The 17,753-nt window shown below is 74.5% G+C and carries 17 protein-coding genes and 1 pseudogene; 6 read left to right on the top strand and 12 right to left on the bottom strand.

Annotated elements, in window-relative coordinates:
- Positions 1–34 precede the first annotated feature (34 nt).
- Both ACFYWG_RS07715 and ACFYWG_RS07720 read right to left on the bottom strand, forming a co-directional pair.
- Positions 35–922 (bottom strand): aminoglycoside phosphotransferase family protein, encoded by an 888-nt coding sequence (locus ACFYWG_RS07715; RefSeq protein ID WP_389199935.1) that lies wholly within the window; start codon positions 920–922, stop codon positions 35–37.
- Between the two features lie 6 nt (positions 923–928).
- Positions 929–1,861 carry an SGNH/GDSL hydrolase family protein gene (locus tag ACFYWG_RS07720; protein WP_389199937.1) on the bottom strand — a complete coding sequence of 311 codons (933 nt, stop codon included), beginning with the start codon at positions 1,859–1,861 and terminating at the stop codon, positions 929–931.
- A gap of 197 nt (positions 1,862–2,058) precedes the next feature.
- Between ACFYWG_RS07720 and ACFYWG_RS07725 the strand changes: the two genes are divergently transcribed.
- Together ACFYWG_RS07725 and ACFYWG_RS07730 are read left to right on the top strand one after the other, a co-directional pair.
- The gene (locus ACFYWG_RS07725; RefSeq protein ID WP_385414321.1) at positions 2,059–2,856 is read left to right on the top strand and encodes a VOC family protein; all 798 of its coding nucleotides are present in this window, start codon (positions 2,059–2,061) and stop codon (positions 2,854–2,856) included.
- A 51-nt stretch (positions 2,857–2,907) separates the two neighbouring features.
- Entirely contained in the window at positions 2,908–3,633 is a 726-nt protein-coding gene (locus ACFYWG_RS07730) for a ribonuclease H (protein WP_389199940.1), read from the top strand.
- Positions 3,634–3,650: 17 nt separating this feature from the next.
- Here the strand turns inward: ACFYWG_RS07730 and ACFYWG_RS07735 are convergent, their stop codons facing one another.
- The gene (locus ACFYWG_RS07735; RefSeq protein ID WP_383503784.1) at positions 3,651–4,472 is read right to left on the bottom strand and encodes a tyrosinase family protein; all 822 of its coding nucleotides are present in this window, start codon (positions 4,470–4,472) and stop codon (positions 3,651–3,653) included.
- Between the two features lie 32 nt (positions 4,473–4,504).
- A complete protein-coding gene (locus ACFYWG_RS07740; protein ID WP_383503785.1) occupies positions 4,505–4,879 on the bottom strand; it encodes a tyrosinase cofactor in 375 nt (124 codons plus the stop codon).
- Positions 4,880–5,225: 346 nt separating this feature from the next.
- Here ACFYWG_RS07740 and ACFYWG_RS07745 point away from each other — a divergent pair, with 346 nt between their 5' ends.
- Both ACFYWG_RS07745 and ACFYWG_RS07750 read left to right on the top strand, forming a co-directional pair.
- Complete coding sequence (locus tag ACFYWG_RS07745) at positions 5,226–6,434, top strand: FAD-dependent monooxygenase (RefSeq protein WP_376329458.1); 1,209 nt, start codon at positions 5,226–5,228, stop codon at positions 6,432–6,434.
- Between the two features lie 100 nt (positions 6,435–6,534).
- Positions 6,535–7,518, top strand: coding sequence for an aldo/keto reductase (locus ACFYWG_RS07750; protein ID WP_389199943.1), 984 nt, complete (start codon positions 6,535–6,537; stop codon positions 7,516–7,518).
- A gap of 79 nt (positions 7,519–7,597) precedes the next feature.
- Here the strand turns inward: ACFYWG_RS07750 and ACFYWG_RS07755 are convergent, their stop codons facing one another.
- A complete protein-coding gene (locus ACFYWG_RS07755) occupies positions 7,598–7,942 on the bottom strand; it encodes a hypothetical protein (protein ID WP_376329463.1) in 345 nt (114 codons plus the stop codon).
- Positions 7,943–8,155: 213 nt separating this feature from the next.
- Between ACFYWG_RS07755 and ACFYWG_RS07760 the strand changes: the two genes are divergently transcribed.
- Entirely contained in the window at positions 8,156–8,581 is a 426-nt protein-coding gene (locus ACFYWG_RS07760; RefSeq protein WP_376329699.1) for a DUF6328 family protein, read from the top strand.
- A gap of 132 nt (positions 8,582–8,713) precedes the next feature.
- On the opposite strand, the pseudogene ACFYWG_RS07765 reads toward ACFYWG_RS07760, so the two are convergent.
- The 4 genes and pseudogenes from ACFYWG_RS07765 to ACFYWG_RS07780 form a co-directional block, all read right to left on the bottom strand.
- Positions 8,714–9,271, bottom strand: a pseudogene (locus ACFYWG_RS07765) (DUF2238 domain-containing protein); the annotation flags it as partial.
- Between the two features lie 234 nt (positions 9,272–9,505).
- The gene (locus ACFYWG_RS07770; protein ID WP_376329465.1) at positions 9,506–9,931 is read right to left on the bottom strand and encodes an SsgA family sporulation/cell division regulator; all 426 of its coding nucleotides are present in this window, start codon (positions 9,929–9,931) and stop codon (positions 9,506–9,508) included.
- 62 nt (positions 9,932–9,993) lie between these two features.
- The gene (locus tag ACFYWG_RS07775; protein WP_389199946.1) at positions 9,994–11,034 is read right to left on the bottom strand and encodes a hypothetical protein; all 1,041 of its coding nucleotides are present in this window, start codon (positions 11,032–11,034) and stop codon (positions 9,994–9,996) included.
- Between the two features lie 101 nt (positions 11,035–11,135).
- On the bottom strand, positions 11,136–12,107 hold the full coding sequence (locus ACFYWG_RS07780; RefSeq protein WP_389199948.1) for an LLM class F420-dependent oxidoreductase: 972 nt from the start codon (positions 12,105–12,107) through the stop codon (positions 11,136–11,138).
- A 73-nt stretch (positions 12,108–12,180) separates the two neighbouring features.
- Here ACFYWG_RS07780 and ACFYWG_RS07785 point away from each other — a divergent pair, with 73 nt between their 5' ends.
- On the top strand, positions 12,181–13,620 hold the full coding sequence (locus tag ACFYWG_RS07785; RefSeq protein WP_383503787.1) for a serine hydrolase domain-containing protein: 1,440 nt from the start codon (positions 12,181–12,183) through the stop codon (positions 13,618–13,620).
- On the opposite strand, the gene ACFYWG_RS07790 is transcribed toward ACFYWG_RS07785, so the two are convergent.
- From ACFYWG_RS07790 to ACFYWG_RS07800, 3 genes are all read right to left on the bottom strand, one after another.
- A complete protein-coding gene (locus tag ACFYWG_RS07790; protein ID WP_385414304.1) occupies positions 13,612–15,258 on the bottom strand; it encodes a serine/threonine-protein kinase in 1,647 nt (548 codons plus the stop codon). The genes ACFYWG_RS07785 and ACFYWG_RS07790 overlap by 9 nt on opposite strands.
- A gap of 361 nt (positions 15,259–15,619) precedes the next feature.
- Positions 15,620–16,579, bottom strand: a complete 960-nt coding sequence (locus ACFYWG_RS07795; RefSeq protein ID WP_385414301.1) for a threonine/serine dehydratase — start codon at positions 16,577–16,579, stop codon at positions 15,620–15,622.
- Between the two features lie 103 nt (positions 16,580–16,682).
- Positions 16,683–17,681 carry a polyprenyl synthetase family protein gene (locus ACFYWG_RS07800; RefSeq protein WP_385414818.1) on the bottom strand — a complete coding sequence of 333 codons (999 nt, stop codon included), beginning with the start codon at positions 17,679–17,681 and terminating at the stop codon, positions 16,683–16,685.
- Between the last annotated feature and the right edge of the window lie 72 nt (positions 17,682–17,753).

The raw sequence follows: 17,753 nt of genomic DNA on the forward strand, positions 1-17,753 counted from the left end.
GACGGGCCCGCTCTCCGCGGCGAGCCCCGGCCCCTCACGCCGGCTCGGCCAGGATCTCCCGGATCACATGCCGGGAGTTCTCGGCCACCGGCGGGTTGGTGTCCCAGTAGTACGGCAGCGCGATCACCGCGATCGACAGGGCCCAGCCCCTGCCCCGCGCCCACTCGGCCGCGCCGGCGCCCACCGCCTCGCGGAAGACGCCCCGGGCCCCGGCGGGCAGCAGGCACCAGGCGGCGATCAGGTCCACGGCCGGATCACCCGCCCCGACCGTGCCGAAGTCGATCACGGCGCTCAGCCGCCCGCCCCGGACCAGCAGGTTGCCGGCCATCAGGTCGCCGTGCGCCCAGACCGGCGGCCCGCTGTGCACGGGGGCCGCCAGGGCTTCCTCCCAGCGGGCGGTGAGCGCCCCGGTCTCGACGCGGCCCCCGAGCCGTGCGAGCGCCTCGCGCACCGCGGCGTCACGGGCCGCGAGCGGCACGCCCCGGCCGGGGGGAGCTCCCGAGGCGTCTACACGGCGCATGGCGCGGACGTACGCGGCGAGGTCCCCGGCGAGCAGTTCCGGCTCCTCGAGCCGCCCGGGCACGGGGTTGCGGCCCTCCAGCCAGCCGTAGACCGACCACGGCCACGGGAAGCCCTCGTCCGGTGCCCCCTCGCCCAGGGGCTCGGGGGAGGCGGCGGGCAGTCCCGGGCCCAGCCGCGGCAGCCAGCACAGCTCGTGCGCGATCGCGTCGACGGCCCGCGGGTGCCGGGGCAGCCGCACGACCTTGTCCGTGCCGAGACGGAACATCGCGTTCTCCGTGCCGGAGGAGCGCAGGCGCCTGAGCGGCAGGCCCGCCCACCGGGGGAACCGCCGGGCGATCAGCCGTCCGACGAGCGCGGTGTCGATGTCCCGTTCGTCCTCGTGCGTGCGTGTGACTGCCATGGCGCTCTATTGCAGCGGCCGCGTCGCCCCGTGTCGAACGGTTTCCGTGATCGCCCGGGCGATGCGCAGGATCCCGGGGGAGGGCACCGGGCAGGGCTTCGGCCGGGACGTGGTGGGGGCCAGGCAGAAGTGGAGGGGGTCGTCGGCGCGGTGCAGGGCGGTGCGGCCGCGGCCGGGCTGGGTGCAGTACCCGGGGCGGGCGCGTTCGTCGGCCGTGCAGGGCAGGTACCGCGTCCAGGTGTAGCGGGCGCCGGCCGGGCTCACCGCCTCCCCGGCGTCGGCGACCAGGTCGCCGGAGACCGCTGCCCGCTCCTCGTACAGCGCGTTGACACGCCGCACGCGGTCGGGGGTGAGCGGGTCCGGCCCCTGCGCCACCCAGACGATCCTCGGGCGCCGGCCGGCCCCGGCCGCGGCGATCTGCTCCGTGAGCCTGCGGGCGTCGTCGGCGTACCGCGCGGCGTACCGGCTCCGGGACGCGGCGTAGGTGAGGCCGTCCATGCAGGGCGTGTAGCCCCAGGAGTTGCCCCAGAACTGCAGGACCACGACGTCGGGCCGGAGCCGGCGCACCAGGGCGGCGGCCTTGTCCTCGGCCGGGACCAGGGACCGCTCGCCGGTGCCCTCCAGATAGTCGCAGAGCGTGGTGCCGGAGTACGGGGCGCTGGTGTAGCGGGCCTTCAGCTCCCGTCGCATCTCCCGCCCGAGGACCGTCTGGGCCTCCATCGCCAGGGAGTCGCCGAGGTACAGCACGCGGGGCGCCCGGACCGCCGGCGGGGACGGGGAGGCGGCGGGGGCGGGCTGACGGGCGGGGGAGGGCTGACGGGCGGGGGTGGGGGACGACGCCCTCGGTGCGGCCGGCTCCGGGGGCGCGGACCGCGGGTCCCCGCAGCCCGCGAGCAGCACCCCGGCCAGCACCGCTCCCACGACCCACGGCGTGCGCATACGGCATCTCCCGCCCCCGGCGTCCCCGACGGCCCTCAGGCAAGCACGGTCCGGCCGCTGCCGGAAGACGAACTCCGGACGTCCGGGCACCTCGTCCGGCCGCGGACGAGGTGCGCCGCCGTCCGGCGCGCGGGTCCGCCCGGGGGTGGCTAGCGTGAGGAAACGGACGAACCACCTCGCCGGAGAGGGCCGCAGCCATGGCCGTACAACCTGAGGGAGCCCCCTGCTGGGCCGACGCGATGTTCAGCGACCTCGAAGGGGCCAAGAACTTCTACGGGGAGGTCCTCGGCTGGACCTTCGCCCAGGCGTCGAGCGAGTTCGGCGACTACACCGAGGCCTACGTCGACGGCCGTGCGGTCGCCGCCGTCGTGCCGCCCATGCCGGGGCAGGAGGGGCAGTCGCAGTGGTGCCTGTACTTCGCGGCCGAGGACGCGGCCGCCACCGCCGAGCGGATCCGCGCCCACGGCGGCGAGATCCTGATGGAGCCGATGCGGGTCGGCGACTTCGGCAGCATGTGCCTGGCGTCCGACCCCGGCGGGGTCGTCTTCGGGGTCTGGCAGTCCGGCACCCACGAGGGCTTCCAGGCCATGGCCGAGCCGGGTGCCTACACCTGGGCGGAGGTCTTCACCCGGGACCCCGCGACGTCGGACGCGTTCTTCTCCTCCCTCTTCTCCTACCGGCAGCGGGACATGGAGGACGACGGGGGCAGCTTCCGGCTCTACGACCTCGGCGACCGGACCGTGCTGGGCCGGATGGAGATGGGTGAGGACTTCCCGCCCGAGGTCCGGCCCTACATCAACGTGTACTTCGGGGTGCGGGACTGCGACGAGGCGGTGGCGCGGGCGGTGAAGCTCGGCGGGGCGCTGCGCTTCGGCCCGATGACCACGCCGTTCGGCCGGTTCGCGGCGATCGGCGACCCCCAGGGCGCGAACTTCTCGGTGATCGACACCACTACGGTCGAGGGCGAGATGCCGAAGCTCACCGACGTGTCCTGAAGCTCCTCCGCCCCCCGGCCCTCCCGGGCGGACGGCCCGAGCGGCCATGGCATGATCGAGCCCATGCGTGAACGTGTGGTGGCCGCGTGCGACGGCGCTTCGAAGGGCAATCCCGGACCCGCCGGCTGGGCCTGGGTCGTCGCCGACGCGTCGGAGGCGCCGCAGCGGTGGGAGGCCGGGCCGCTCGGGCGGGCCACCAACAACGTCGCCGAGCTGACGGCGCTCGAACGGCTGCTGGCGGCGACCGACCCGGACGTGCCGCTGGAGATCCGCATGGACTCGCAATACGCCATGAAGGCCGTCACCACCTGGCTGCCGGGCTGGAAGCGCAACGGCTGGAAGACGTCCGGCGGAAAGCCGGTGGCCAACCAGGAGCTGGTCGTCCGCATCGACGAGCTCCTGGACGGCCGCTCGGTCGAGTTCCGCTACGTCCCCGCCCACCAGGTCGACGGCGACCGGCTCAACGACTTCGCCGACCGCGCGGCCAGTCAGGCCGCCACCGTCCAGGAACCGGCGGGCAGCGGCCTCGGCTCGCCCGAGCCGCCGCCCTCCCCGGACACCCCGGCCAAGGCGCCGCGCGCCCGCGGCGGTTCGTCCCGCACGGGCCGCGCCTCCGCGGCGAAGGGGACCGCCGCGAAGGGCGGCTCCGCCCGCACCATCAAGGCCAAGTTCCCCGGCCGCTGCCAGTGCGGCCGCACCTACGCCGCCGGCGAGCAGATCGCCAAGAACGACAGCGGCTGGGGTCACCCCGAGTGCCGTACGGGTGCCGGCGTCTGATCGGACGCCGTGTCCGATCAGACGTCGTAGGTGTAGTGCGGCGTGTGGTCCAGCAGGTCCGCCGGGCTCGTGTCGTGCCACGGCCGCATCGTCTCGTTCAGGTCGATGACGTTCGGCGTGCCCGCGGCCGGCAGGTACCCGGAACCGGGGTGCCGCCGCTGCCAGTCGGCCCACAGCTTGTCTATGTAGGCGTGGTGCAGCCAGAACACCGGGTCGTTGGGGGAGGCGCCGGTGGCCATGTGCCCGCCCACCCAGACGTGCACCCGGTTGTGCAGGTTGACCCCGCGCCACCCCTCCAGGTGGTTGCGGAAGCCGTCCGAGCCGCTGTTCCAGGGCGCCATGTCGTAGGTGGGCATCGCCAGCACCGACTCGACCTCGGCGCGGGTCGGCAGGTCGCGGACCCCGGCGCCGAGTGTGCGCCGCAGGAAGGTGCGGCCGTCGACGCGCACGTTGATCGGCCAGTTGCCGCCGGACGCGGAGAACGGCCCGTCCGCGACCCGGCCGTCCCGCTCCCGGCCGGTGCCCCCGAGGAAGTCGGGCGCCCACAGCGAGGCGCGCGAGGTGCGGTCGACGGTCCAGTCCCAGTAGGGCAGGGACACCGAGGCGTCCACCGACTGCAGGGCCCGCTCGAACTCCAGCAGGAATCTTCGGTGCCAGGGCAGGAACGACGGCGAACGGTGCCCGGTCCGCTCGCCGTTGTCGGTGTCGGACACGATGAACGAGTTGTGCGTCGTGACGAACGCGTCGTAACGGCCGCTGCGCTTCAGCTCGATCAGCGCGGCGACGAAACGCCGCTTCTCGTCGGCGGTCAGGGCGGACTGGTTCTTGCGGACTGCCATGTGCGGGTGCTCCAGGTGCCGTGCGGGGCGGGTCAGTTGGCGGGGAAGGGCAGCAGCGGTGCGCCCTGCAGTTCGTCCACCGCGGCCCGGGCGGCGGCGCGCGGGGTGGGCACCGGGGCGTAGTGGCTGACGACGCTGATCCAGCTGCCGTCGGCGTTGCGCATCACGTGCAGTTCCACGCCGTCCACGAACACCGCGTAGCCCGCGCCGTGGTGGTGGTGCCCGGACCCGACGGCCGGACGGCCCTGTATCCGGCGGCCCTTGTAGACCTCGTCGAAGCTGCCGGGGGTGGTGCCGTGGTGCCCGGCGGCCTGCGCCGGCACGGCGGCCGGCAGGGTCGCCGCCGCGGTGGCGGTGGCGAGGGCTGCCGCGGCGGTGAGCGCGCGGCGGCGGGTGAGTTCCGGCATGCGGACCTCCTGTGATCGTCTCGGTTGCCTGCCCCGCATGCCTACCGGGCCGCACCGGAGCGGGAGAAATCCCCGCGAGCCGGTTGGCTGCGATCCGGGCAATTCCTCTTATGTCATGCAAGGTTGAACCAAGATGATCTTGCTTCGGGGGAGGGTGGCCGGGTGGGCGGAAGGGGAAATTCCACCCGCGGCGGGTGTCGTGCCGGATGTTTCTCCCCGTGCCTGGTGCGGCCCGTGGTGCGCGTCACGCCGTCAAGCTGACGCGATCCGGCCGTCCGGTCACCGGCCCCGGCTGCTGCTACTCTGCGTCCGCTATCGACCGCTCTCAGTGACTCCAGGGGTGTGCGTGAAGGTCGCCTGTGTCGGCGGCGGGCCCGCCGGTCTGTATCTGTCGATCCTGCTCAAGCGGCAGGACCCGTCCCACGACATCACCGTGTACGAGCGCGACCCGGAGGGTTCCACCTACGGCTGGGGCGTGACGTACTGGCGCGGACTGTTCGACCGCCTCCACGAGGAGGACCCCGAGTCGGCGCGGGCCCTGGACGCCGCTTCCGTCCGCTGGCGCGACGGGGTCGCCCATGTCGGTGACCTGACGACCCGGCACCGCGGCGACGAGGGCCACGGCATCGGCCGCCACCGCCTGCTGGAGCTGCTGGCAGCCCGCGCCCGCGCACTCGGCGTCCGCCTGGAGTACGCCCGCGAGGTCACGGCCGGCGACCTGCCCGGCGACACCGATCTGGTCGTGGCGGCCGACGGCGTCCGCAGCGCCCTGCGCGACCGCCACGCCGCACACTTCGGCACCCGGCTCACGGCCGGGCGCAACCACTACGTGTGGCTCGGCACCACCCAGGTCTTCGACGCCTTCACCTTCGCCTTCGTCGAGACCGGCCACGGCTGGATCTGGTGCTACGGCTACGGATACGGCCCCGACCGCAGCACCTGCGTCATCGAGTGCGCACCGGAGACCTGGACCGGCCTCGGCCTGGACCGGTCGAGCGAGGCCGACGGACGGGCCCTGCTGGAGAAGCTCTTCGCCGCCGTCCTGGACGGCCACCCCCTGCTGGGCCGCCCCGGCGGCAGCCCGTGGCAGACCTTCCGGACCCTGACCAACCGCAGCTGGCACCACGGCAACCTCGTCCTGCTCGGCGACGCCGCCCACACCACGCACTACTCGATCGGCGCCGGCACCACCCTCGCCCTGGAGGACGCGATCGCGCTGGCCACCGCGGTGCGCGAGCACCCGGGCAGCCTGCCCGAGGCGCTCGCCCGCTACGAGACCGAGCGCAAGGCCGCCCTCCTCCCCGTGCAGAGCGCCGCCCGCTACAGCGCCCAGTGGTACGAGAACCTCCCGCGCTACATCCACCTGCCCCCGGAGCGCATGTTCGCCCTGCTGGGCCAGCGCCACTCGCCGCTGCTGCCCCACATCCCGCCGCAGGTCTACTACCGGCTCGACCGGGCGGCCGGACAGCTGGACTCGCTGCGGCGCTTCAAGCGCTGGCTGGGCCCGAAGGTGGCCCGCACCGTGCACGCCCGGACGCTGACCGGCCGGGACTGACGCCCCGCCGCACGGGCCCCGCCGGGGCGAGGGGAAGCGGACGGCCGGGCCGGAGGCCTCCGTTCCGCGCCCGGCGGGGACAGGTGACAGACTGACGCCCATGGACGAGCGCACATTCGACAGGTCGGGCCGGCACGCCTCCGTCATCGGTCTCGGCACATGGCAGCTGGGTGCCGACTGGGGAGACGTCGACGACAAGGAAGCACTGGCCGTGCTGGAGGCGGCCGCCGAAGCCGGGGTGACCTTCTTCGACACCGCCGACGTGTACGGCGACGGCCGCAGTGAGCAGACCATCGCGGCGTTCCTCAGCGGACGCCCGGACCTGCACGTCATGGTGGCCACCAAGATGGGCCGCCGGGTCGAGCAGATCCCCGAGAACTATGTCCTCGACAACTTCCGTTCCTGGAACGACCGTTCCCGCCGCAACCTCGGTGTCGACCGGATCGACCTGGTGCAGCTGCACTGCCCGCCGACGCCCGTCTACTCCACCGACGAGGTGTTCGACGCCCTCGACACCCTGGTCGAGGAGGAGCGGATCGCCTCGTACGGCGTCAGCGTGGAGACCTGCGCGGAGGCGCTGACCGCCATCGCCCGGCCGAACGTGGCCAGTGTGCAGATCATCCTCAACCCGTTCCGGATGAAGCCCCTGCGCGAGGTGCTGCCGGCCGCCCGTGAGGCGGGCGTCGGCATCATCGCCCGCGTGCCCCTGGCCTCCGGCCTGCTCTCGGGCAAGTACACCAAGGAGACCGTCTTCCCGGAGAACGACCACCGCGCCTACAACCGGCACGGCGAGGCCTTCGACGTGGGCGAGACCTTCTCCGGCGTGGACTACACCACCGGTGTCGAGGCCGCCGCGGAGTTCGCCGCGCTGGCTCCCGAGGGGTACACCCCGGCCCAGCTGGCCCTGCGCTGGATCATCGAGCAGCCCGGCGTCACCACCGTCATCCCCGGCGCCCGCTCGCCCGAGCAGGCCCGTGCCAACGCGGCCGCGGCCCGGCTGCCGGAGCTGCCCGCGGCGACGCTGGACGCGATCCGTGACCTGTACGACCGGCGCATCAAGGACCAGGTGGAACACCGCTGGTAGCGGGCCCGGCGGGAAACCCGCCGGGCCTCTGGTCCCGGGCACGGCGTGCCGGTGCCGGCCGGCCGCCGGGCCCCCGTCGTCACGGCACCAGGTGCAGCTGCCTCTCCTGCTCCTGGTCGCCGGAGGCGGCCCCCTCGTCGCGGGCCGAGAAGACCCGGGTGAGCGTCTCGCTCGCCCGGCGCACGGCCTCGGGGCTGCCCTGCACGGTCACGGTGACGGGCGCGGACAGACGGCCCGCGTCCTCGCCGCCGTCGGCGGCACCCGTGTCCGTCTCGCCTGCGAAGGTCGCGGTGTGCACCGTCGCGTTGCCGTCCGCCGGGCGTTCGTCGGGCGCCCCGAAGGTGCCCTCCAGGGCCCGGACGACCGTGCGCGCGTCGTCGGCGCCTCCGCCGCTGAGCGTCACGGTGAGCTGCGTACCGGACATGCGTCCACGACCTCCTCGGATGTGCTGCGTTCGAGCCGTCCGTGTAACCGTCACCCGGTGGTTCAAACCGGGCCGCCGGGGACGGCGGCCCGTTACGGGGCACACGGGAAGGGAGGGTCACGTCGACCACCGGGAGGAACCGTGCCGGACACGTCCGAGGGCGGGGCCCCGCGCCGCGGCCGCAACGAGAGCGAGGAGGAGCGCGCGGACCGGATGTGGCAGGAGCTCATCCAGGAGGTCCGCGTCGCGCAGATGGGCGTGCAGATCCTCTTCGGCTTCCTGCTCACCGTGGTCTTCACCGACAAGTACGACGACCTGTCCGCCACCGACCAGACGATCTACCTGGTCACCGTCGTCCTCGGCGCCTGCGCCACGGGGGCCCTCATCGGGCCGGTGTCCCTGCACCGCCTGGTCGCCGGGCGGCGCATCAAGGCCCAGGCCGTGCGGGTCGCCTCCCGGCTGACCCTGCTCGGGCTCCTGCTGCTGCTCGCCACGACGACCGCCTCACTGCTGCTGATCCTGCGCGTGGCGACGCACAACGGCTTCGTGCCCTACCTGGTCGCCGGAGTGGTCGGCTGGTACCTGCTGTGCTGGTTCGTGCTGCCCCTGTGGACCCGGCACCGCTACACCTCCCGGTGACGGCCACCGCGCCGCGAGCTGCCGGTCGTGCACCCGGCCGAGCAGCAGGAGGGAGACGGTCGCGCCGATCAGCGCGCAGAACATGTCCCACTGGGTGTCCCACACGTCGCCCTGGGTCGCGAGGAAGGCGTCCGCCGCGTGCCCCCCGGCCACCGCGGCCGCCCACTCCAGCATCTCGAAGACGGCACTGAAGGCCAGGCACGCGCACACCGTCAGCGGCGCCAGCCAGCGGCTGCCCCGCAGCGGCGAGGTCCGCACCAGCAGCTCGCGGACCAGCACGGCCGGCACGAAGCCCTGCATCAGATGCCCGAACCGGTCGTAGGGGTTGCGGTCCAGGCCGAAGGTGTCCCGTGCCCAGTCGCCGAGCGGCACCTCGGCGTAGGTGTAGTGGCCGCCGACCATCAGCACCACCGCGTGGGCCGCGAGCAGGCAGCACAGCAGGTTCGTGAGCGGGAGGCGCCGCCACACCAGCACCAGCAGCGGCAGGCCGACGAGGACCCACACGGTCTCCAGGAACCAGGTGGTGCGGTCGTGCGGATCGCGGGCGGTCAGCGCCAGCACCGCGAGCACGCCCAGGGCGAGCGCGGCGGGCAGGGACGGGCGTGGGCGGGAACGCACCTCGGTAAGGGCGGACATGGCGGGCTCCTCTCGTGGCAGCCCATCGTCGCGGCGGGAGGTGCGCGGTGCCATGAGTACGCCTACTCAGCCCGGCACCGGCTGTTCGCCTCGTGAGGCCCGAGCGGCTCGTCGGCTCGGGTTGTAGTGGCCCGGGGGCCGGGGGCCGGGGGCCGGGGTCCGGGGGCCGGGAGACCCATGCTCCCCTGGTCCAGTCGGTCTCGTCGGTCTCGTCGGTCTCGTCGGTCTCGTCGGTCCGGGGCCGGTGGTCCCGTGATCCGGTGGCTCCGCGGCCCGGCCGGTCGCGGCTCAGCTTCCGGCCAGGATGTCCGCCAGGAAGTCGTCGAGGCCGACCTCCTCGCGGCCCGGCGGGACCAGCTCGTGCGTCTCGCGGAGGAACGCGGCGAACGCCGGGGCCCAGGCGAAGACCACCGCGTGGTGACGGCCGCCGTCGGAGCGGACGTCGCCGAGGAACTCCAGGCGCAGCTCCTGCCACATGCCCCGCGACTCCGGGCGCATCCGCACGTCGCCGATCCCGACCGGGCGCCGCAGGGCGTCCCCGAGCATCTCCCGGTCCAGCTGCCACCGGGCGAGCACCCGGCCGTCGTGACTGAAGACGACGGTGACGGCGAACGGGTCCGCCGCGTCGTAGCTGAGGTGGGCGAGCACGGAGAAGCGCTCGGTGTCACCCGCCTGCAGCTGCACCACCACGGTCTTGTGGACGAACGAGTTCACGAGGGGGCCTCCGGGAAGAACCGACGTAGAGCCCTCTTGTACCCCCGATTCGCCAGTGATGCTCAGCTCAACGGGTGATTCTCGCGCGCACCGCGCAGCGACTCGATGCATACGGCAACGGCCCGCTGGAGCTCCTCCAGACGCTGCACCATGTCGTCCTCGTAGAACTCCCCGGCGTCGTCGAAGGTCAGCTCCTCGAACACCTTGGTCGCCTTCTCCAGGCTGCTGTAGAACCTGGTGCGCCGTTCCTGCACCCGCAGCCCCGGATCGGCCTCCACGGCCTCGACGACCAGCGACTTCAGGGTGCCGTAGGCCTCGGCGGCCCACTCGCCGGCGTCCTCGCCCTCGTCGAGCTCGTCGATGAGCGACAGATGCCGTTCCGCCTCCTGGCGCAGGTCGGCGGGCGCCTCCACCGTCTGGCCGGCGGGTGTCCTGATCCGGCCCGACTCGGCGATCTGGCGCACGTAGCCGATGCGGTCGGCCGCCCGGCTCTCCCCGGCGACGGCCTTCTTCAGCTCATCGGTGCGCACCACGTCACGGGCCAGCTCGGACTGCAGTTCCGGGTCCTCGCGGAGCCGGTCGAGCAGGGCCTGGCGGGCCGCGCGGGCGGTGGAGGGGTCGGCGAGGATCGCCGCGCGCAGCGCCGTGGGGTTCTCCGCGACCTCCAGCGCCTTCGTGGGCCGGATGCCCTGCGCCTCGGCCGCCTCGGCGATCGCGGTGCCGCGCTCCGATCCGGCGCTGCTGCGGGAGACGTAGTAGGCATGCCACACGTCCGCGTCCGGCAGCTCCACCTCCTCGCCGGGCGTCAGGGCCTCGAAGTGCGGGACCAGTCCGTCGTCGGCCGCCCGGTCCCACGCCTTGTAGTAGCGCATGACCCGCTCCGCGGAGCACCCGGCCAGCTCGGCGAACTCCCTCGCGGACACCTTCGGTGTCTCGCCCGCCGCCTGCCCGCCGGGCCGCACGCTGCGCGCCACCTTCAGCCCGAAGGCCCACCCCCCGGTCCGGGCGTACGCGCCGAAGTCCCGCGCGTCGCGCGCGACGAGGTCGGACACGGGCTCCGGGGACGCGGGGGACGTCTCGGGCGGGGTGAGGGCGACGGTCACGGACGACTCTCCAGCGTGGGGGGCGGGCCTCGGATGGGAACGGCAGCCTATCGGCACCGGCCGCCCCGACCTCCCCGCCGCCGTTCCTGCGGCTCAGGACCTCAGCCGAACGCGTCGCGCAGCGCCGGCAGGAGCGTCTTCTCCGACCAGTCCAGGTACGCCAGCTGCGACTCGCCGCCGATCTGGACCAGGGCGACCTCGGTGAAGCCGGCCTCCGCGTACGGGCGGACGGCCTCGACGAACGCCTCCGGGTCGTCGCCGCACGGGATGGACTCGGCCACGTCGTCCGGAGTGACGAACTGGGTCGCCGCCTCGAAGGAGTCCGGGTGCGGCAGTTCCGCGTTCACCTTCCAGCCGCTGCCGAACCAGCGGAACTGCGCGTGGGCGCGCTTGACGGCCGCGTCCCGGTCCGGGTCGTAGCAGACGGGCAGCTGCCCCACCCGCGGCTTGCCCTCGCCGCCGTGCCGGTCGAACGCCTCCAGCAGGCCCGCCTTGGGTTCGGTGGCGATCACCAGGTCGCCGAGCCGGCCCGCCAGCGCGCACGACCGCTCGCCGGAGACCGCGATGCCGATGGGCGGCGCCTCGTCGGGCAGGTCCCACAGCCGGGCCGACTCCACGTCGAAGTGCGTGCCCCGGTGGTTGACGTGGCCGCCCTGGAAGAGGGCGCGGATGATCTCCACGGCCTCCTCGAACATCTCGTGCCGTACGTCGACGGAGGGCCAGCCGCCGCCCACCACGTGCTCGTTCAGGTTCTCGCCCGACCCCAGGCCCAGCCGGAACCGGCCTTCCGAGAGCAGCTGCACCGTCGCCGCCTTCTGCGCCACCACGGCCGGGTGGTAGCGGAACGTCGGGCACGTCACGTACGTCATCAGCGGAATACGCGAGGTGGCCTGGGCGGCCGCTCCGAGCACGGCCCACGCGTAGGGCGAGTGGCCCTGCGAGCGCAGCCACGGGAAGTAGTGGTCCGAGGTCACCGAGAAGTCGAAGCCCGCCTCCTCGGCGCGCACCACGTGGTCGACCAGGTCGCGGGGGCCTGCCTGCTCGGTCATCATCGTGTATCCGATCTGCACCATGACCAGCGGGTCCCCTGGGAGCTGCGCGGGAAACGGGCGATCAGCGGCCGGGGGCGCGTGCAGGATGGCCGTCATGAGTCCTGTCCCGCTGTCCCCTGCCGCCCCCGCGGACCGGGGCGTCGACGCGTCCGGAGTGCACGCCTTCCTGGACGCGATCGAGGCCGCCCCCGGCATCGAGCCGCACAGCCTGATGATCGTGCGCCACGGCCATGTGGTCGCCGCCGGCTGGTGGGCGCCGTACACCCCGGACCGCCCCCAGCTGCTGTACTCGCTCAGCAAGAGCTTCACGGGCACCGCCGCCGCCCTGGCCGAGGCCGAGGGCCTGCTCGACTTCGACGCCCCGGTGATCTCCTACTTCCCCGAGTTCGAGGCGGACGTCACCGACCCGCGCAGCCGGTCGATGCTCGTGCGGCACGTGGCGTCCATGGCGAGCGGCCACGACCACGAGACCCTCCAGGAGGCGTACGCCCGGGACCCCGCGGAGCCGGTGCGCGGATTCCTGCTGGTGCCGCCGGACGCCGAGCCCGGCACGGTCTTCGCCTACAACCAGCCGGCCACCTACACCCTGGCCGCGATCGTGCAGCGGGTGACCGGGCAGCCGCTGACCGCCTACCTGAGACCCCGGCTGCTGGATCCGCTCGGCATCGGCGAGGCGGTGTGGCGGCGGGACCGCACCGGCCGCGAGATCGGCTTCAGCGGCCTGCACGCCACCACGGACGCCGTCGCCCGCCTCGGGCAGCTGTACCTGCGCGACGGGGTCTGGGACGGCGAGCGGCTGCTGCCGCAGGGGTGGGCCGCCCGGGCCGCCCGGCCGCGGACGCCGACCGCCGGAGCGATGGGGCCGGCGGACCGCGACGACTGGGACCGGGGCTACGGCTACCAGTTCTGGATGTCCCGGCACGGCTACCGGGGCGACGGCGCCTACGGCCAGTTCTGCCTGGTGCTGCCCGAGCAGGACGCCGTCATCGCCACGACGGCGGCCACCGAGGAGATGCAGCAGTACCTCGACCTCGTATGGAAGCACCTGCTGCCCGCCTTCGGCCCCGGGCCGCTGTCCGGCCGGGAGGGCGCCGACGCGCGGCTGCGCGAGCGTCTCGCCGGTCTCGCGCTTCCGGCCGCCCCGGGCAGGAGCGCACCGCCCGGCGCGGCCGGTCACCGGGACACCGCCGAGTTCCGCGCGGCCGACGGGACGGGACCGGTCCGGGCGGCGTCGGTGGCGCGGGACGCACGGGGCTGGACGCTGTCCCTCACGGGCCGCGACCGCGACGACCGGCTGGACCTGCGGATCGGTGAACCGGGGTGGACGGTGACCGACGGGCCCGTCCCCACCGCGGTCAGCGGCGGCTGGAACGACAGCGGCGCGCCGGCGGTCGAGGTGCTGTTCCTGGAGACTCCGCACCGCCTGGCGGTGACTTGCTCCCCGGCGGACGGGACGGTCACCGCGCGCTGGCGCACCCAGCCGCTCCACCCCGGACCGCTCACGTCCCTGCGCGCCCCGCGCGGTTCAGGCTGACCCCGGCCGGAACGTCCTGAGGAAGGTCCGCAGGGCCTCCTCGTTCTCCCGGTCGCGCCAGTCGGCGTCCGGTGTCGTCCAGCGCAGGGAGAAGCTCCGGCCGCCGCCCAGCAGGAAGCCCCGGCCGAAGGTGTGGACGCGGGTGCCGCCGGAGTACGCGGTCCACTCCATGTCGGCGGCCTCCCGCCCCTGGTAGGTGGTCGCGCGGATCCCGCCGATCCTCCGGTAGCCGGCGGACTCCTTCAGGTCCGGTTCGACGTCGTCCCGCCACACCGCCACCGGGTCGGGTCCGACACGGGCGCTGTAGGTGACGGCCAGGGTGCGTCCGTCGCCGTCGCCGTCGGTGCCGAAGACGACCCGGTACGCCAGGTCGCCCTGGCGGTCGGTGTCCAGGCGCTCGAAGTCCTCGGGCAGCGCGACGGAGAAGCCCTCCGGAGCCCGGTAGCGGCGGAAGCCGGGCGGCAGGGCCGTGGCGGGAGCGGAGGGCGGGGGCGCGGGGGACGAGGACGGCGGGCCGGTGGTGGGGGAGGGGGTCGGCGCCGGGGCGGGCGGCCCGCCCGGGGCGGGGCTGTCCGTGCCGACGCCCGGCGACGTGGCCGAGGCGGGCGGCCGGGCGGGCGCGTCGGCCACGTCGCCGCCCGCGTCGGTGCCGGGCAGGCCCTGGGTGGCGGCCAGCACGGCGACCGTCACGGTCACGACGGCGAGGGCGGTGCCCGCGACCATGGTCCGTCTGCTCCAGGCCGGACCCCCGGGCCGCACGGCGGCGTACACCCCGCGCAGCCGGGGAGCCGGCAGGGCGGCCGCGGCCGCGTCGGAACCGCCGCCGAGCGCGCGGAGCAGGGCCTCGCGGACCACCGGGCGGGTGAGCCGCTCCCGCGCGTCCCTGCGCAGCAGGCCCTGGACGACCTGCGTGAGGGGGCCCGCGCGCACCGGAGTGCGCAGCGGCAGGCGGTCCACGGCCTTCAGGGTGGTCTCCGGGCGTCCGCGGTCCCGGAACGGCGGGCGCCCCTCGACCATCGTGTACAGCAGCGCCCCCAGCGACCACAGGTCGGTCTCCGGGCCGACGCGCTCGTCGCGTGCCTGCTCCGGCGAGGCGTACGCGGGAGCCGTCAGACGGGGGGCGAGGGTGGCCCCGGCCAGCCCGTAGCCGGTGAGGACGACCGACTGGTCCTCCCGGACGAACACCTGGCCGGGGCTGAGTTCCCCGTGGGTGATGCCCTCGGTGTGGGCGGCGTCCAGCACGTCGAGCAGCTCCAGCCCGATGCGGGCGGCGCGCACGTAGTTGAACGTGCCCTGCTCGGCGAGGAGTTCGCCGAGGGGTGTGCCGTCGATCCACTCGGTGGCCGTCCACAGGACGCCGGGTTCCTCCACGGCGTCGACGACCGCGGCGATCCGGCCGGGACACAGCAGCGTCATGGCCTCCGAGGTGCGCAGCAGGCGGGCGGCGGCCCGGCGTCCCGGCCCGGGCGTCGTCTCCTCCGGCAGGCCTGTCCGGGTGACCAGACACGGGCGGGAGATCTCCCCGGCGCCGAGGTCCTCGGCGTACCAGCAGATGTGGTTGGTCTCGCGGTGGATGATCTCGAGCAGCCGGTAGCGGCCGGCGACCGGCTGGTGTGTGGAGACGTGCGCCCTGCCCATGGCCATCCCTCGCTGGAAATCCGGCTCTCACCTTTTCCAGGGGTACGGCAGGCGGGGCCGTCGGTGTTCAATCCGAGCGCAACTCCGGTGCCATTCCTGTCTTTTGTTCAACAACGCCGAGCACGTGTGCGAAATGCGGCCGTCTCCGGGGTTCCGGCGCGGCCCACCTCGGCCGACGGCGGGCGTGGCCCGGCGGGGCAATTCCCCACTGCCGGACGGGATTCGCCGAAACACCTCCGGCCTTGCGGTAACCGTCGGTAAATGGCGGGTCGTCCGGCGGTCGGCGCCGGGTCCTTTCCCGATCGGGCCGGTGATTGCCCCACCGAATTCGGCGGAGCAATCACCGGACCCGCGCCGGAGGTCAGCGCAGACCGAAGCGGTGCGACCAGGCGATCATGTCCTGCGTGGTCGCGTTGCCCCCGCACACCACCAGTCCCAGCCGGGCACCGTCGCCCACCCGGTCGAGGACCTGCCGCGCGGCGGGCAGCAGGCAGCCGGCCGCCGGTTCGGTCCACACCTTGGCGTGATCGGCCAGATCCAGCGAACCCCGCACGGCCTCCCGGTCCGGGACCACGAGCACCTCGGTCACCAGGGCCGCGACATGGTCGTACGTCAGCTGCGACACGGACGGGGCGCTGAGCGTGGAGACGATCGACGACAGGGCGACGGGCAGCGGGCCGCCCGCCTTCAGCGCCTCGGACATCGCCTGCGCGCCCTCGGTCTCCACGCCCCACACGCGCACCCCGGGCCTGCGTGCCCGCAGGGCGGCGGCCACCCCGGAGATCAGGGCCCCGCCCCCGACGCTGACGAGCACGTCGGTGAGGTCACCGGCGTCGGCGGCGAACTCCAGGCCCACCGTGCCCTGTCCGGCGAGCACCACCGGGTCGTCGAACGGGTGGACCAGGGTCAGGCCCTCCTGCTGCAGCCGGGTCATGAGGGCGAAGGCCCCGTCCATGTCGTCGGTCAGCCGCACCGACGCCCCGGCCTCCTCCGCGACCTGCACGGCCCGGGCGGGCGCCGAGCGCGGCATCACCACGGTGGCCTTCACGTGCAGGGCGGCGGCCATCACCGCGAGGGCGATCCCGTGGTTGCCGCCGCTGACCGCCACCACCCCGGCGGCCCGTTCGGCCTCGTCCAGCGACAGCAGCTTCGCGGCGGCACCGCGCGCCTTGAACGAGCCGGTGCGCTGGAGCAGTTCCAGCTTCGCGGTGACCGGGACACCGAGCAGCGCCGACAGCCCCGGGCTGTCCACGGTCGGGGTGTGCACGACGTGCCCGGCGATCCGGTCGGCCGCCGCTTCCAACTCCGGGATGCCGATCACGGCAGCCATCCTTCCGGCGCGGGTTGCGAGAACGCGCCGTGACGCACCCTGACCCGCGTGGGGCTTCCAGGTCAACGTGGTCGGGCACGCACGCCGCGCCGCCTCAGAGGTCCCGGCGCACCATGTGGCCGAGCAGGGTGCGCAGATCGCCCGCCGCTCCGGCCGCCAGCGGCGCGCCGGCGAGGGCCGCCTCGACGGCGGCCACATGCCGCCGCGCCTCGGCCAGGGCCGCGGTCCGCCCGCCCGCCTCCTCGATCAGCGCCGCCGCCGCCTCCGGTTCCCCGCCGGCCTCCAGCAGCGCGGCGATGCGCCCGCCCTGCGGGGAGCCGAGCGCGGCCAGCACCGGGTACGTCTTCTTCCGTTCGCGCAGGTCGCCGTGGACCGGCTTGCCGGTGACGTCCGGGTCGCCCCAGATGCCGAGCACGTCGTCGGCGATCTGGAAGGCCACCCCGAGGTGCCGCCCGGCGCGGTCCAGGGCCGCCGCCGTCGCCGGGTCGGCCCCGCCCAGCACGGCACCGAGCGCGGCGGCGCAGCCCAGCAGCGCCCCCGTCTTCCGCTCGGCCATCATGCGGTACTCGTGCGGGCGCACCCGGTCCGGACCGGTCCAGGGCCGGCCGGTGAAGAGCAGGTCGTCGGCCTGCCCGCGCACCAGGTCGCCGAGCGCAGCCGACAGGGCCCGCACGCCCCCGGCCGCGCCCGGCTGCACGGCCAGCGTCTCCACGGCCAGGGCGAACAGGGCGTCCCCGGCGAGGACGGCCGGTCCCGTGCCGTACGCCTTCCACACGGCCGGGCGGCGGCGCCGGTGCGCGTCCGCGTCCATGATGTCGTCGTGCAGCAGCGAGAAGGCGTGCACCAGCTCCACCGCGACCGCCGCGGCCACCCCGTCCCGCCCGTCGGCCCCGGCGGCCTCGGCGCCCAGCACCGCCAGGGCCTGCCGCACGCCCTTGCCGCCGGGGGCGGAGGCGGGCGCGCCGCCGACCTCGCACCAGCCGAAGGAGTAGGCGGCCATCTCGGCGACCCAGGGATGCATCCGGCCCACGGCCTCGACGAGGGCGGGACGCACCAGCGCGCGGCAGCGACGGAGGATGCCGGCGGCGTCCACGGGCCGGGAGGAGGGACCGAGGGGCCGCTCCGGCGCGGTGAGGGGCGCGACCGCGACCGCACCCCAAGGGCC

It is taken from the genome of Streptomyces sp. NPDC003456 (assembly GCF_042878735.1).
GTDB lineage: Bacteria > Actinomycetota > Actinomycetes > Streptomycetales > Streptomycetaceae > Streptomyces.

Bases quoted from the DNA above. Each gene is read 5' to 3' on its own strand.
- ACFYWG_RS07785 (WP_383503787.1), top strand. From the start codon at position 12,181: ATGAGTCCTGTCCCGCTGTCCCCTGCCGCCCCCGCGGACCGGGGCGTC.
- ACFYWG_RS07755 (WP_376329463.1), bottom strand. From the start codon at position 7,942: ATGTCCGGTACGCAGCTCACCGTGACGCTCAGCGGCGGAGGCGCCGAC.
- ACFYWG_RS07750 (WP_389199943.1), top strand. From the start codon at position 6,535: ATGGACGAGCGCACATTCGACAGGTCGGGCCGGCACGCCTCCGTCATC.
- ACFYWG_RS07740 (WP_383503785.1), bottom strand. From the start codon at position 4,879: ATGCCGGAACTCACCCGCCGCCGCGCGCTCACCGCCGCGGCAGCCCTC.
- ACFYWG_RS07715 (WP_389199935.1), bottom strand. From the start codon at position 922: ATGGCAGTCACACGCACGCACGAGGACGAACGGGACATCGACACCGCG.
- ACFYWG_RS07725 (WP_385414321.1), top strand. From the start codon at position 2,059: ATGGCCGTACAACCTGAGGGAGCCCCCTGCTGGGCCGACGCGATGTTC.
- ACFYWG_RS07720 (WP_389199937.1), bottom strand. From the start codon at position 1,861: ATGCGCACGCCGTGGGTCGTGGGAGCGGTGCTGGCCGGGGTGCTGCTC.
- ACFYWG_RS07780 (WP_389199948.1), bottom strand. From the start codon at position 12,107: ATGGTGCAGATCGGATACACGATGATGACCGAGCAGGCAGGCCCCCGC.
- ACFYWG_RS07730 (WP_389199940.1), top strand. From the start codon at position 2,908: ATGATCGAGCCCATGCGTGAACGTGTGGTGGCCGCGTGCGACGGCGCT.
- ACFYWG_RS07790 (WP_385414304.1), bottom strand. From the start codon at position 15,258: ATGGGCAGGGCGCACGTCTCCACACACCAGCCGGTCGCCGGCCGCTAC.
- ACFYWG_RS07735 (WP_383503784.1), bottom strand. From the start codon at position 4,472: ATGGCAGTCCGCAAGAACCAGTCCGCCCTGACCGCCGACGAGAAGCGG.
- ACFYWG_RS07760 (WP_376329699.1), top strand. From the start codon at position 8,156: ATGTGGCAGGAGCTCATCCAGGAGGTCCGCGTCGCGCAGATGGGCGTG.